At 61.8% G+C, this 14,780-nt stretch carries 15 protein-coding genes; 12 read left to right on the top strand and 3 right to left on the bottom strand.

Features of this window, described 5'->3' with window-relative positions:
- The first annotated feature begins 434 nt into the window (after nt 1–434).
- The 11 genes from ACH9L7_RS12105 to ACH9L7_RS12055 all read left to right on the top strand — a co-directional run bounded on the left by ACH9L7_RS12105 (nt 435) and on the right by ACH9L7_RS12055 (nt 10,267).
- On the top strand, nt 435–1,298 hold the full coding sequence (locus ACH9L7_RS12105) for a hypothetical protein (RefSeq protein ID WP_396610955.1): 864 nt from the start codon (nt 435–437) through the stop codon (nt 1,296–1,298).
- A complete protein-coding gene (locus tag ACH9L7_RS12100; RefSeq protein ID WP_396610954.1) occupies nt 1,299–2,081 on the top strand; it encodes a hypothetical protein in 783 nt (260 codons plus the stop codon).
- Nucleotides 2,078–3,013 (top strand): hypothetical protein, encoded by a 936-nt coding sequence (locus ACH9L7_RS12095; RefSeq protein ID WP_396610953.1) that lies wholly within the window; start codon nt 2,078–2,080, stop codon nt 3,011–3,013. Before ACH9L7_RS12100 ends, ACH9L7_RS12095 begins: the two co-directional genes overlap by 4 nt.
- Before the next feature lie 110 nt (nt 3,014–3,123).
- The gene (locus ACH9L7_RS12090) at nt 3,124–3,897 is read left to right on the top strand and encodes an alpha/beta fold hydrolase (RefSeq protein ID WP_396610952.1); all 774 of its coding nucleotides are present in this window, start codon (nt 3,124–3,126) and stop codon (nt 3,895–3,897) included.
- 182 nt (nt 3,898–4,079) lie between these two features.
- A complete protein-coding gene (locus ACH9L7_RS12085) occupies nt 4,080–5,435 on the top strand; it encodes an APC family permease (RefSeq protein ID WP_396610951.1) in 1,356 nt (451 codons plus the stop codon).
- A gap of 114 nt (nt 5,436–5,549) precedes the next feature.
- Complete coding sequence (locus ACH9L7_RS12080; protein WP_396610950.1) at nt 5,550–6,254, top strand: type 1 glutamine amidotransferase; 705 nt, start codon at nt 5,550–5,552, stop codon at nt 6,252–6,254.
- A 199-nt stretch (nt 6,255–6,453) separates the two neighbouring features.
- Nucleotides 6,454–7,617 (top strand): acyl-CoA dehydrogenase family protein, encoded by a 1,164-nt coding sequence (locus ACH9L7_RS12075; protein WP_396613270.1) that lies wholly within the window; start codon nt 6,454–6,456, stop codon nt 7,615–7,617.
- A gap of 108 nt (nt 7,618–7,725) precedes the next feature.
- The gene (locus tag ACH9L7_RS12070; RefSeq protein WP_396610949.1) at nt 7,726–8,016 is read left to right on the top strand and encodes a hypothetical protein; all 291 of its coding nucleotides are present in this window, start codon (nt 7,726–7,728) and stop codon (nt 8,014–8,016) included.
- A 240-nt stretch (nt 8,017–8,256) separates the two neighbouring features.
- Entirely contained in the window at nt 8,257–9,342 is a 1,086-nt protein-coding gene (locus tag ACH9L7_RS12065) for a PGF-CTERM sorting domain-containing protein (RefSeq protein ID WP_396610948.1), read from the top strand.
- 125 nt (nt 9,343–9,467) lie between these two features.
- Nucleotides 9,468–9,797, top strand: coding sequence for a ferredoxin family protein (locus ACH9L7_RS12060; RefSeq protein WP_396610947.1), 330 nt, complete (start codon nt 9,468–9,470; stop codon nt 9,795–9,797).
- A gap of 95 nt (nt 9,798–9,892) precedes the next feature.
- A complete protein-coding gene (locus ACH9L7_RS12055; protein WP_396610946.1) occupies nt 9,893–10,267 on the top strand; it encodes a VOC family protein in 375 nt (124 codons plus the stop codon).
- 19 nt (nt 10,268–10,286) lie between these two features.
- Here ACH9L7_RS12055 and ACH9L7_RS12050 read toward each other — a convergent pair whose 3' ends face one another.
- Nucleotides 10,287–11,027, bottom strand: coding sequence for an archaellin/type IV pilin N-terminal domain-containing protein (locus ACH9L7_RS12050; protein WP_396610945.1), 741 nt, complete (start codon nt 11,025–11,027; stop codon nt 10,287–10,289).
- A gap of 168 nt (nt 11,028–11,195) precedes the next feature.
- Between ACH9L7_RS12050 and ACH9L7_RS12045 the strand changes: the two genes are divergently transcribed.
- Nucleotides 11,196–11,648 carry a ferritin-like domain-containing protein gene (locus tag ACH9L7_RS12045; RefSeq protein ID WP_396610944.1) on the top strand — a complete coding sequence of 151 codons (453 nt, stop codon included), beginning with the start codon at nt 11,196–11,198 and terminating at the stop codon, nt 11,646–11,648.
- Between the two features lie 89 nt (nt 11,649–11,737).
- Here ACH9L7_RS12045 and ACH9L7_RS12040 read toward each other — a convergent pair whose 3' ends face one another.
- Nucleotides 11,738–12,577, bottom strand: coding sequence for an ABC transporter permease subunit (locus ACH9L7_RS12040; RefSeq protein ID WP_396610943.1), 840 nt, complete (start codon nt 12,575–12,577; stop codon nt 11,738–11,740).
- Nucleotides 12,578–12,649: 72 nt separating this feature from the next.
- Nucleotides 12,650–14,764, bottom strand: coding sequence for a (Fe-S)-binding protein (locus tag ACH9L7_RS12035; protein ID WP_396610942.1), 2,115 nt, complete (start codon nt 14,762–14,764; stop codon nt 12,650–12,652).
- Between the last annotated feature and the right edge of the window lie 16 nt (nt 14,765–14,780).

Below are 14,780 nucleotides of genomic sequence, written 5' to 3'. Positions count from 1 at the left end.
TAAGTTCTAAGTTGGTGGCCAATAGAGATGTAGCTGAGAAGCGCGGGATGGCTGAAAATGAGACCGGTGTTGAAGGCACCGACCTCGCGCTTCGTGGAGCACACGAGGCATGAAGAACTCAACCCTAAAACCAGATGAAGACTTCGGACTGAAGCTGTCAGACGATATGAAGCAGCGGGATTACCTGCTGCTGTACCATGACAGTAAACCATACTGCAGGGAGCCGCTTGAAGCCAACGCGAAGACACAACTGGAGAAGTTAGAACACCCCTGCGAGAGGATTACTGATGATTACCGAGGCGGTGGTGGGAACGAACGACCTGATCCGCCAGCAGCACATGGGTGGCGTCGTTTACACCTCTCTCGACGCGCCGAGGAACGCACTCGATACTCGCTGACCTTTAAACGTGATCAGGTCACAAAACTGGCTCACCATGATTGAAGACATCGACCACGACGTATTCGTGCGGATTCAGACTGACCTGCTGGTGGTCGGTGACAGCATCATGACCAACAGACACCACGCCTCGAACGGCAACTACGAGGACGACGATCCGCAGAACCAAATCGGCGGCATCATCCCCGCCTTTCCACTCTCGGGCTGGCTCCGCCACGGAATGGAGCGCGTCGTCTCCGAGGACGACGGCACCGCCTGCCATCCCGGCGAGGCCAACGCGAACTTCATGAAGGAAGACGTCTACGAGCGCGACCTCGATGACGGCTACCACGAGAAGGGCGCATGTGTCGAAGACGCGAAAGAAGACCATGGCTGTGTGGTCTTCGACCTCTTCGGCGGCTTCGGCAACCAGCCGGGAAAGGTGATGCGTCGTCCGATCAAGTTTAACCCCGTCCGTTCCAGCGTGGACTACACGCGCGGACAGGCCGAAGGCCACTACCGGCGACTCAACCGGAACATCGTCTCCCGCAACCGGGAGGACAACCGCGAACCGCTGCGGAACGCCGAAGTGGACGCCGTCGCCAATCTGGACGGCTGCTGGCATCTTTCCTTCCGAGAGACGAAGCCAGAGTTCATCGGCCTGCTCGCCGAGGGGATCGACTTCCTCGATGGGCACAAGACGGACTTCATGCACCAGCTCGGCGGCGCTCGCAACTTCGGCGCGGGGATCGTCGATTGCCACCTCATCAATCCGCTGTACGAGGAGCGCGAACTGAAGCGCGTCTTCGACCGCGGGAAGGGAAACACGAACAAGATGGACGAGAAAGACGACCAGTGGGCCGAAGAGTATCGCCCGGCGTTCGTGGAGGCGTTGGAAGAGCGCATCGAGGAGGGGCCGTAGATGCCCGAGAACGCCACCCTCAGCGACTTCCAGGGCGACGGCGGCCAAGACGTGATGGTCGCAGCCTACCGCCACGACGCCCACAAGCTGAACGGCGAGACGCACAACTACGCGCCGGACACCTTCCACGGCGTCCCGGTCAACCAGACCGTCCCGCACGGCGCGGACGGCGACGCGTCGGCGCTCTCACGGCCCAGCGGGAAGCCCGAACAGACGGTGGACAACCACGAGACGCACTACCGGCTCTCGCTGCTGACGGGCGACTCTCACTACGACCCCGAGGAGTTCTCACGCCCGCGCCTCTCTGAGGCCATCAACGACCTGCTGACAGGCTCCGACCCCGAGGCGATGCATCGGGCATGGCTCACGTCGGACGTAGCGAGCGGGTTCAACGAGAGCATCTACTACCCGTATACGAGCTTGAAGTACCACACGCTGCTCGTAGCGTCGCTCTTGGACAACTACCGCGCCGGTCACGAGTTCCCCGATCTCCTCCTGGTCGTGGACGATTCCGAGGAGATCGTGCCCCACCGGACGGTCTACGCGGGCGACCGCTTCGCGCTTCGAATCGACGAGGACGCGGACGGGCAACCGTGGGCGCGCCTTGGAAGCCGCCCGTGGCGGTCGTGGGCGTCCACCTGGACGCGCCTGACCGCGCACCCGCTCGATGTCAATCACGACAAGCACGACATGGTGCTCGATGCGAACCTCCGTCGGATCTGGAGTTGGAGTACCTCACTCCAGTACATCGAGGATCTCGAAACCCTGAGGGAGAACGCGTGACCCGCATCCAGCAGGTTCATTGGGAACTCGACATGGACTACCTCGGGCATCCGTACTACGTTTCGGGGAACGCGATTTACCACGCGCTCGGGATGCAGCTGGAGCACGATGTCCACCAGCACATCAACGCCAGCCACGGGATGTTCGTGCCGGGGCAGTTCGGGACGTTCCCCGAGGAACACTCGCAGAGCGGGATTCGCCCGTACATGGGGTCGTCGCTCCCCGACGTGGAGAGCTACGACGACCTGTTCCTCTTCCGGCACCCCGACCATCCGTGGCTGCTCGATACCCGACCCCGCGACGGGCTGAACGCCCACGACATCCGATTCCAGAGCGGGATGCCCGCGCTGGCTCACGAGACGATCATGGGCCGGCCCGACGACGCTCGGAAACAGCAGCAGACCACGCGCTGGTACGTGAACGCCTACTTGCACGCCGATGCCCCGGACGTTTTGCCCCTCGGCGAGGACGTGCTTGACGGCCTCCAGTTCGGAGGCAAACGGAACTATGGCTACGGGACGACCACGCTGAAAGACACGCAGGTCGTTGACCTGGAGGCACTGGACTACCCGCGTCTCGAAGACGGCGAGGCGTTCATCCTCGAACTCGTGACGCCGTTCGTCCTCCGGTCGGAGTACCCGAAGGCGAACAACGTGGACGTGCCGTGGTGGTGGAGCGTAGACGACGAAGCGCAGCTGCGCCACCGTCTGGAGAAGGTCATCGAGGGCGGCGACGTATACGAGTTGGAGACGGTCGATCACGGCGTGGTCGTCGGCTACGATGGCGACCGTCCGGTGGAGACCGCGATGTCCGGACTCACCCGGGTCGGGAACCACTCGAAGTACGGCTTCGGAGAGCTTCGAGTGAAGCCCGTCACTCCAGATGAAACGAACGTCAAGGAACAGATAGAAAAGCCGAAGTCGGAGCACTGACAAACGGACAATGACCGGCAAGGATTCCGCAGTGTCCAGGTCGGTCAGACTGAATAAAGTAGATCACATTGCCAACAACTGCTAAGTCTCTCCCAGACGGAGCGACGAGTATGCCTACCGCAGTGTCAGACGGTGTCGAACTCTTCTACGACACCGACGGCGACGGCGAGACTGTCGCATTTATCGGCGACGCGGGCTACGGCGCGTGGCAATGGGGATGGCAACACGCCGCGGTCGCAGGCCCCTACGAGAGTCTGGTGATGGACCTCCGCGGGACGGGACGCTCCGACGCGCCCGCAGGCCCGTATTCGGTCCAAACGCTGGTCGACGACGTGGTCGCGGTCCTCGCGGACGCGGGCGTCAGAAAAGCACACCTCGTCGGGCTCGGTCTCGGCGGGGTCGTCGCGCTCGAAGTCGCCCGGACGACCTCGCGCGCTCGTAGTCTCACCCTCTGTAGCACCGCCGCGCATACCGTGGATATCGACCCCGCCCCGCTCTACGGCGCGCCGAACGACCCCGACGCACTCCGCGAGTCGCTCGTGCCTGCGCTCTCCGACGAGTTCCGCGCCGAGCAACCCGGCGTGGTGGACCAAATCGTCGAGTGGCGCGGGATGGAAGACGCCGCTCCCGATGCATGGGCGGCACAGACTGCCGCAATCGCGGAGTACGACGCCGACCCGCTCTACGAGGTGACGGTCCCGACACTCGTCGTTCACGGGAGCGACGACCCGGTCTGGCCCGCCGATGGCGGCCGGAAACTGGCCGACGAACTCCCGAAGGGGCGCTTCGAGGAGATAGACGGTGCCCGCCACCTCGCCACCGTGGAACAGTCGCGTATCGTCAACGACACGCTCGTCACGTTCCTCGACTCGCTCGACGACTGACTGCTGATTGCACCCCCTTCGCTTCTGGACCCGTGGTCTTCTTGAGACGAGTCTCCGTCGGCGAATCTCTCGAACTCTGTAACAAATCTGAGAACCATAACTAATTTGCGACGGCGGCGGTCGCAATGAAACGACATGTTTGGAGGAGACGATACTGAGACCGAGTGGAGAGCGCGAGTACGATGACGGACGCCTCGGAGTCGGAGTTCGAAGACAGTCTAGGGTTGCTCGACTGCATCGTCCTGAGTCTCGGCGGAATGGCCGGGGCGGCCATCTTTATCTTTCCCGGAACCACGGGACAGCTCGTCGGTCCCGCGTCGATTGGCGCGTGGTTCCTTGCTGGCGTATTGATGCTCGCGCTTGGACTTTGCTACGCGGAACTCACGCTCGCGTTTCCGCAAACCGGGTCAGTCGCGGTGTTCCCATTCGAGACGCTGGGGCCGAATCCTCACGTCCGGGCGTTCGCGAGCTATCTCGAAGGAGTCGGATACACGGTCGGGTGGATACTCGCAATCACGATTTCTGCGCTCTCGATTCCCGACTATCTCGCAGTGATACTTCCCGCCGCCGGAGACACCGTCGTCATCGCGCTCGGTGCAGTCGGGTTGGCGACGCTCAGTAACCTCCTCGGTATCGGCGTCACCAGTCGGGCGAATCTGCTCCTGACTGGACTCGTTCTCGCCGTCTTGATAACGTTCCTTGGCGTCGGCGCGTCTCACGTCCAACTCGGACACTACGAACCGGGTGTGGTACGTGGGCCGATGAAGTTCTTCGCGGCCGTCCAACTCGCGCTCACGTCCTACGGTGCGTGGACAGTCATTCCCTCCGTGGCAGAAGAGATCACAGAGCCGTCTAAAACAGTTCCTCGGGCGATAGTCGTCTCGCTGGCTGTCACGACGCTCCTCTATACGGCCCTCGTCGCCGTCGTCCACGGTGTCGTCCCACTCGGCCGGTTCACTGCGGGTGACGTGACGATAACCGCACCACTCCGGGTTGCGACTGAACTGATGGGTGTCGAGTGGTTACGGTATCTCCTCGCGCTCAGTGCACTCAGTGCCATCTTCACGACGATGCTCGTCGGGATACTGAGCGCAGGGCGAGTTCTCTACGCGCTTGGAGAGAACGGAACCCTTCCGTCGGTGTTTCGAACGACGAGTTCTCGGTTTCAGGTTCCGTGGGTTGGCATCCTCGCTGTCGGGTGTGTCGCCGGACTCCTCGCAACCGTTCCCCAGTATTTCTACCAATTGCTTGTCGTGGGTGCTGTCGTCGGGACCGGCGTCCCGTACGCGATTAACATCCTCTCGTTCCTCGGACTTCGGTACTATCGAACCGATGTCTCGCCAGCGTTTCGGGCACCCGGCGGGAGTGTTCTCGCAGTCGTCTCGTTTGCCGTTCTCGGCATCGCCATGCTCGGACTGAGTTCGACAGAGGTCGTCTGGTCTGTCGGCACACTCGTCGTCGTCAGTGGGTACTATGGCGTCCGATACGCCCTCAACCCCCGCGCTGTCTCACCGACGCGGTCCGAAGAGTTCCCCTAGCGACACCGAACGAGCGTTCGAGAGAATGCGCTGCCCACGGAGGGGCGTCACGAACCCCGGCAGAACCCGGCTTAGACGCAACGCATTTCCATCCCTATCTACTGTATTCTGTCAATGAACCGACCGAGACTGGCCTTCCTCGACGCATCGCACGCGGACGACAACACGCCGCGGAACTTCAGACGCGAACTCGACGCCGACCTCGTCGAGTTCGACGTGACCGACGGACACCTCCCCGGGCACTTCGACTACGACGGTGTCGTCGTCACCGGGTCGTCGTCGTCGGTCTACTGGGACGACGAGTGGATTGCGAATCTCGTCTCGTGGGTCGCCGACGCCGACGACCGGAATCTCCCTATTCTCGGTGTCTGTTTCGGCCATCAGGTCCTCGCCGCGGCGCTCGGCGGGACCGTCGAGGACATGGACGACTACGAGTTGGGCTACAGCGAAATCGAGCGCACGGCCGACGACGACCTCTTTGCGGGTATCGGCGACCGATTTACGGTGTTCACTTCCCACGGCGACGTCGTGACCGAACTCCCGCCGGGTGCGGAGCTTCTGGCCGAAAACGAGTACGGGGTCCACGCCTTCCGCCGAGGCCACGCACTGGGCGTCCAGTTCCACCCCGAGTACGATATGACGACCGCCGAGGCCATCGCGCTCGAAAAGGACTTCCTCCCCGACGAGCGGATTCAGGCCGTCCTCGACGACATCACCCCCGAAAACTACGATGCCGCCTGCGGGGCCAAGCGCCTGTTCGACAACTTCGTCACCTACGTTGGCCGCGTCCAATCTGAGTCGGTCGAACCGGCGGTCTGAGTCATCCGAGTTCGCTGACTCGCTTTCGGTTCGTCTCGGTCCTTTCTCGTGTTCTCTTCTTCGAGTGGGTGGAGCCGAGAGCCAGCACATTCCTCCGAGCTATATTTCGAACTGATACATTTCCACGAATAATACCCAGACGGCGTTCCTGTCGTGTGTGAGCGAATCGCTTTTCACCAACCCAATCACACGGTCTATCATGCTGGATTATCTCGGATTGGAGGAGGACCTGACGTCGGAAGAGAAACTGGTCCGCGACGAGGCGCGCCGATTCGTCGAAGAGCAAGTGAAACCCGACATCGGCGAGCACTTCGAGGAAGGGACGTTCCCGATGGACCTCATTCCGAAGATGGGCGAACTCGGTTTCTACGCGCCCAACCTCGACGGATACGGCCTTCCGGGCCTCGGCGACCGTGCCTACGGTCTCTTGATGCAGGAACTCGAAGCGGGTGACTCCGGACTTCGCTCGATGGCGAGCGTGCAGGGGTCGCTCGTCATCTATCCCATCCACGCCTTCGGGTCCGAAGAACAGAAAGAAAAGTGGCTTCCGGCGCTCGGCAGCGGCGAGGCAGTCGGCTGTTTCGGACTGACAGAACCCCAGCACGGGTCCAACCCCGCAGGGATGGAGACGAAAGCCGAGCAGGACGCCGATGGCTACGTCCTCAACGGCTCGAAGACGTGGATTACGAATTCCCCAATCGCCGACGTGGCCGTCGTCTGGGCGCGCGACGTCTCCGCCGAGGATTCACCGGTTCGCGGGTTCCTCGTCGAGACGGACCGCGACGGCGTGACGACGAACAAAATCGAGGACAAACTCTCGATGCGTGCCTCCGTGACCGGTGAAATCGGCCTCGACGACGTTCGAGTTCCCGAAGAGAACGTGCTGCCGGGTGTCGAGGGCATGAAAGGCCCGCTTTCGTGTCTCACGCAAGCCCGCTACGGAATCGCGTGGGGCGTCATCGGTGCGGCCCGCGACTCGTTCGAAGACGCCCTCCAGTACGCGAAGGACCGCGACCAGTTCGGCGGCCCAATCGCGCGCTTCCAACTCCAGCAGGGCAAACTCGCCGAGATGGCGACCCAGATTACGAACGCCCAACTGCAAGCCCACCGCCTCTCGGAACTCAAAGAGCGCGGCGACCTGCGACACCAGCACGTCTCGATGGCGAAGCGACACAACGTGCGCGTCGCCCGCGACGTGACGCGAACGGCCCGCGAGATGCTCGGCGGGAACGGCATCACGACCGACTACTCGCCGATGCGCCACATGGCGAACATCGAGACGGTCTACACCTACGAGGGAACCGACGACATTCACACGCTCGTCCTCGGTGCCGACCTGACCGGTATTCCGGCGTTCGAATAACGCTCTAAACCGGGGGACCGAACCGCTTTCGGAATCGTGCGTGAACTGTGCCAACATCACGCATACCTTTATATCCTCCCAATCGTACGGTACGATAGAGGCCCCACAATGACCACATCGGCCCAGGACCGCCCCACGGCGCTCGACCTCTCGCGCGAGGAGTCGTGGGTCGTCCACGCTGCCCTGCTCGCAGCTATCGAGCGGGCACTCGAAGCAGACGAAGAGCCGACGCTCCCAGTCGAGTTGCTCAAACGCATCGAGGCGGGAGACGAAGACTTCGACAGCGACGAACTCGACTACCTCGTCAAGGCCCTCCGCGCCTATCGAGACGAGGCGCCCGACAGAGACCACCACCACGTCACACACGTACTCGACCACATCGAGTCCGCACAGGCGTAACGAGAGCGGTCGCCCTCCACCTTTTTCGCTCCCATCACAAGTACCGCGTTTACAGGCTGTCAAGGCGAATGCCCCGGGGCTTGACCCCGAGGCGATTCACGCTCCAGACCTTGTCTCTTGACCCCGGTCTGGCGTCATGCCGCACCCAGAAACCTTGTTATCTATCCAATCGTGTGTCACTCTCACGTACTGATTGGCAGTTGACAACTCTTTTGTTGGCAGTCACTCAACCGACAGGTGATGCGACCCTCCAACGCACTCAACGTAGTGACAGCGGCCGCCGTCCTCGTGGTCCTCGCATCCACGGCGATGCCCGTGATGGCCGCGTCGGGTCACTACGAGTTCACAGACGACACGTACACTGGTGAACAGGGCGATACAATCGAAATCACGCTAAACGCGTCGGACAACGCGAGCGAGACGGTCGACTTCCACATCGGGAGTGAAGACACCGGTTTTCTTGTCCACGCGACTGCGACCGACGAAAACGGTGACGGCAACGTCACGCTCGCGCTCAACACGAGCACCGCAGGACAGGTCGAAGCTTCGTCGTACCTCTCTGCGGTCGGCAACGACTCCGTGTCGAACGCCACCCAGACGACCGACAACATCACCGACTTGCTCGACGCTGGCGACTACCCGCTGAAGGTCGGGTCGATGAACAACTCGTCGGACACGGCGAGTCTCGTCGTCGAGTCGAACGACTCGGCGACCGACCCGATTTCGGAGACGCCGACCGACGATGAAAACTCGGAACTCGACTTCGAGAAGACCGTCGTCACCGCAGACGCTGCCTCGGACGGTGTCGGCGACATCCCGGTTCAGTTCGGTTCCAACAGCACTGCGAAGCTCCTGATTGCGGCGGACGAAACCGGCTACAACACGACGCTCGAACTCACCGATGCGAACGACGACGGAGAGACCGTCGTGTCGGTCGATGCTGCGTCCGACGCTGACTCGCCGCAGGAGTACATCACTGTCTCCGACGGTGACGAATTCGAGGTCGTCTCGACGAACGAGTCGATGACGGCGCTTCAGGAAGGAATCGACCACGACCTCGAACTCATGCGTGCCGGGAGCCAGGACGCTGTCACCGTCGGAACGCTCGTCGTCGAAGAGAACCTGAACGAGACGCCGCAGACGACTCCGACGACGGTGCAAACGACGTCCGAGCAGACGGACGAACAGACGACGACCACCACCGAATCGAACGAGTCGGCGACGACCACGACCGGAGAGTCCACTGACACCGGTATCCCCGGTTTCGGTGCGGCGCTCGCCGTCGTTGCGCTTGTTGCGGCAGCGTTCGTCGCAACCCGTCGCTGACGTCCGGGGGCACTCACACGAGTACCCTTCGTTCACACAACCAACTTCACTTACCCCGTTCCGTCGGGGATTTTTTCACCTACGATGCGGGCGCTTTAGTACCACGCCCGGACAACGCCCCGTCAATGGCTATCGACCCGAACTTCGACCAGAATCGCGAGCAAGTCGGCGAGGAAAACGGAGTATCTGTCTGGGGTCCCGTCGAACCGCCGGAGAAACTCGGTATCCACGGCACCCACGTCGCCGTCGACTACGACATCTGTCTCGCCGACGGTGCGTGTCTCGAAAACTGTCCCGTGGACGTGTTCACGTGGGTCGACACGCCCGACCACCCCGTCAGCGAGATGAAGGTCGAACCGACGAACGAAGACCAGTGTATCGACTGCATGCTCTGTGTCGATATCTGCCCCGTCGACGCTATCGACGTCGACCCCGGACGCGAAGGCCGGAACTGAGGCTGCCGGGTCGCCGCACCCCTCGATTGCGGCCGTGCGTCGGCAGCGTTGACGGCGAAACCAGACGTTATCTCGCTCGCTCACCTGTTTTCTCCATGGGTCTCATTCACACTGCGATTGCCGTCTCGGACCTCGACTCGACGCTCGACTTCTACGCCGAACTCGGCCTCGAACGGACCGGCGAGTTCGAACTCGACGGCGTGCGGAACGTCTACCTCGGCAGTGACGACACCGACATGGAACTCCAACTGAAGTACGACCGCTCGTCAGCCGAGCGTATCGAACCTGCGGGCATCGACCACGTCGCCATCGAAGTCGACGACGTGGACCGCGTCTTCGAGGACCTCCTCGAAGCCGAGTCGCCGGATGTGGTGAAGCCGCCGGTTGACATTCCGGCTGTCGACGCCCGCGCGGCGTTCGTCAAGGACCCAGATGGGTACGTCGTCGAACTGGTCGAGTTCGAGGACTGACTGCCCACTCGCGGCGTCATCACTCGCAGTCGAACTCGTCACCATCTGCCTCGCTCGGAGTCCCTTCGAACACCGTGGCTGTCGCCTCGGTCTTCGAGATAAGAAGCTCGTCCTCCGGGCCGTAGAACCGAACCTCGACGGTGTCGCCGGGCTTCATCGGCCTGTCGCCCCCGTATTCGACCGGATAGCGGCCGTTCGTTCTGAACAGGGGTCCGTCACCGGTGTCGATATCGTTCCAGTGGGATTCGACGTATTGGACGCCGACATCGTCACGCCCGGTTTCACCGGCCGTCTGCCACCGATTGTGGACCATCCGGATAACGAGGCGCTCTCCAGCGCCGAAGTCGCCGGTGCAGAAGTCGCCGACTTCCGCGTCGTGATACTCCTGTTCTGTCTCGTCACCGAATCGATTGGGGTTGACGAACCGGAGGTGGCCGCCTGCCCCGTCGTCGCCGCGCCACCGCACGAGAATCGACCCGATATCGTCGCCCTCGAACACCGGTCCGTGCGTGTACGCGATTTCGATTCGGTCGATGTCGCCCCGCGTCTCTCCGCCAGCGGAGTTCCACCCGGACCACGACCGATGCTCCGGTCCGAGAATGACCGCCGTCTCGCCGAATGCGCGGGCGTCTTGCGGTTCTGTGTATCCCTCCGCAGCCTCGAAGAAGTACCCCGAGCCGGTCGCTGCGAGAAGGAGAACGATGCCGACCAAAAGCACCGTCGAAACGACCTGCGAAACACCTCTGTCAGTTCTACTCACTGTCTCTCTTCTTGACAACAATTAAGCGATGTGAAAATACACTTTCGTTTCAATTATCAACTGTGAAACTCGTCGGCTGCGGCTCCTGTCTGCATTCGTATTTGGGAACCGAACGAATTCGCCCCCTCGAACAGGTATTTGTTGCCAGCGTGGCAATATCGGGTCGCCATGTCTGAGGACGTGACCGCGCTCTTGAAGCGCGCTTACCAAGACGAAATCGAGACGGTGATGAACTACATGACGAACTCCATCGTCCTCGATGGCGTTCGGGCCGAGGAAATCAAAGAGTCGCTCAAGACCGACATTCAGGAGGAACTCACCCACGCCGAGCAAATCGGCAATCGACTGAAGCAACTCGACGAGAAACCGCCGGGTTCTGCGGCGTTCGAAGCGCGTCAGCACGAACTACAGCCCCCGGAAGACAGCACAGACGTACTCTCTGTCATCAACGGCGTTCTCACCGCCGAGGAGGACGCCATCGAGACGTACCGTGCACTCATCGACGCGGCCGAGGAGGCGAACGACCCCGTTACCGAGGACCTCGCGGTGACGCTTCTGGCCGACGAGGAAGCTCACCGAACCGAGTTCCGCGGGTTCAAAAAAGAGTACGAGCGCGAGTAACCGACAGCGACGACGACCGAGCAGCGTAACCCGGCTGTCCTGCTGGTCCGGCCGGCGCTGCTGGTACGCCCGAACCGCACTTTTTCAGACTAGTGGATATCCTCTCGTTCGAACTGCAAATATCCGATAAGCAGTGGAATCACACCCCAGCACACGAGGATGACGAATCCGACCCAGTCCTGCACGTAGAACGCGCTTCCCTCGGGGTAGAACGTAATCTCACTGTACTCGGGGATGACCGACTGTGCGGCGTGCAGGAATGCCGTCGAGGGGTTGAGCATCCCGATGAAGTTGAACCAGTCAGGGAGTCCGCCTTCGGGGATGTCCTGCCCGTAGATGGCTAACTGCAACACGAGAAGCAGCACGTCCCAAAACAGGAGAAACAGCGCATAGAGCGCTCCGGCTCCGACAAACGCCCGCGTTCTCGATTTCATCCCCGCCGAGAACCCTGTCGCGAAGGCGATGTAGACAGCTCCGTAGAAGACTGTAAGGAGTGTGTAGGTGACGAAGATGGAGACGTTGAACGAGTCGTACGTCGCCAGCGCGATGAGTCCGACAACTGCGTAGCTGACGAGTATCGACACGGTGAGGACGCTGGTTCGGCCAATAAACTTCCCGAATACGACCGCCGCCCGTGAGTTCGGAAGCCCCATTAGAAGTCGCAGACTCCCGCTTTCTCGTTCGCTGACGATGGTGTCGTACGCGAGAATGAGGCCGATGAGCGGAACCATGAACACTGTCGGTTGTCGCATACTGTTCAGGAGCGCCAGCGTACTCGCATCGACCGGGCTTTCCTGATACAAAACTGGAATCCACTGTGATGAGGCCAGCCAGATACCGAAGAGGACGAACAGTCCCGTCGTGAACAACAGCCAGAACGACCGGATGGAGTCGTGGAAGTCCTTCTTGACGACAGCGGTGAGACCCATGCCGAACCAACGACGAGTTGGATAATTGAACTTTTGGTATACGTGAGAAAACGATGTCCGACGACGACTCGCTCAGTCGGCCGACGCGGGTGTCGTCTCTGCGCTCGTCGCACCGGCTTTTTCGTCGAGCGCTTCGACGATGAGTTCCGCGATGTCGACGACGTCGAGGTCCTCTTCGTAACCGCCGGTCTTGCGGCCGTCTTCGTACATCGTCGCGCACATCGGACAGGCGACGACGAACCGCTCGACGGTGCCTCCGGCCTCGGTGTCTTCGAGGGCCTCACGCAGGCGCTCTTCCGAGGGCTTCGACTCTTCTTCGTGGTCTAACCAGAGGCCACCGCCGCCGCCACCGCAACAGAACGAGTCTGCACGGTTGCGGGGCATCTCGGCGAGTTGGACGCCAGTCGCACGGATAACCTCGCGCGGTGCCTCGTATTCACCGTTGTACCGGCCGAGGTGGCACGGGTCGTGATACGTGACCGTCTGTGCGGACAGTTCCGTCCCGGAGAGTCCGAGGCGGCCGTCGTTCACAAGCGTCTCCACAAGTTGCGTGTAGTGGTAGATGGGGTAGTCGAACGACTCGTCCATCTCTGGGTACTCGTTTTTGAACGTGTTGTACGAGTGGGGGTCCGTACAGACGATTTTCTCGAAGTCGCAGTCGTCCATCGCGGCGACGTTGTCTTCGACGAGCATCTCGTAGAGACCCTCTTCGCCGACGCGGCGCACGTCGTTGCCGTCGTGCTGTTCGTCCTCGTAGAGGATGCCGTAGGAGACGCCCGCTTCTTCGAAGATGCGGGCGAGAGAGCGTGCGACGGCGCGGTTGCGCTCGTCGTAGGACGGGTAATCGCCGACGTACCAGAGGAACTCGACGGGCTCCTCGCGGGCGTCGGGCACCTCGAAGTCGAGGTCGTCGGTCCAGTCGGGTCGCTTGCGCTCCGGGTCGCCGAAGGCGTTGCCGTTCGAGAAGATGTTCATCATCGCCTCTTGGACGGGTTCTTGCTGCTGGCCCGTCTCGGTGAGGCGACGGTTCATCTCGGTGAAGTGCGTGAGGTGCTCGATGTCGACCGGGCAAGTGTCCATACAGGCCATACAGGCCATACAGGACTCCATCGACTCGGCGTCGATGACCGAGGTTCCGCCGTCGGCGACGATATCGACCGACTCACCGCCCGCATCGAGCGAATCGCGGTAGGTCTTCAGGTCGAGAATCACGTCGCGCGGGTCGAGGTTGCGACCGGACGCCTTCGCCGGACAGGCGTCTGCACAGCGGCCACACTTCGTACACGCGTCGTAGTCGAGAAGCGCCTTCCACGAGAAGTCGTCTTCGGAGACGTAGCCAATTTCGTCCGGCGGCGTGTCGGCAGGCACCTTCGGGAGGCGCAGGCCAGCTTTCTCGTCCGCGGTGACGACGTTGGCGAACGAGGTGAGCATGTGGAGCGGCTTGGCGTAGGGGATGGCCGCGACGAACGCGAGCGCGAGCAGCGCGTGGGACCACCAGCCGAACCAGTAGAGCGTCTGCGCCATCTCGGCGGTCATCCCCGCGGTCTGGAAGACGAGCGCGACGAAGTAGCCGACGAAGCTCACCGTCTCGAAGTCGGGGAACTCGGTCCCGACGATGCGGAGTCCTTCGATGAGGTAGCCGCCGACGCCGAGCAGGAACAACGTCCAGATGAACGCGTCGTCTTCGAAGCTCGTGTGCTTCCCCCAGAGACGCGGGTGTCGGACGCCGTAGCGCCGCCAGAGCGCCATCCCGATTCCGACGACGAACAGCAGCCCCATGAGGTCCATGACGAAGGAGTACGAGAGGTAGAAGTCGCCGACGAAGAAGGAACTCCCCGTCACGCGTCGCCAGATGTCGATGTCGAAGCCGATGATGGCGGTGCCGATGAGGAGCGTCAGGAAGCCCCACAGGATGAACGAGTGCATCACGCCCGCGTAGAAGTCGCGGTCGAACTGCTTCTCGTTCGTGAACACCACTTTCGTCGCTCGAATCGTCCGCCCCGGAAGGTCGGACAGCCTGTCGAACGGGTCCGACCCGCCGCGAGCGTATCGCACGACACGTTCGTACACCCCGTATAGGAACACGAGGGAGGCGATAGCGGCGAGCCCGTAGAAGAGGGCCTCACCCACCGGGCTAATCGTCCAGAAGGTCTCCCGGGTGACCTCCGCTTGTGCCGCAAATACCATAATCAATCACTGAAGA

It is taken from the genome of Haloferax sp. S1W, assembly GCF_044593955.1.
Taxonomy (GTDB): Archaea; Halobacteriota; Halobacteria; order Halobacteriales; family Haloferacaceae; genus Haloferax.
The sequence above is the reverse complement of the archived record's forward strand: the minus strand, read 5'-3'. Positions and strand labels throughout refer to the sequence as shown.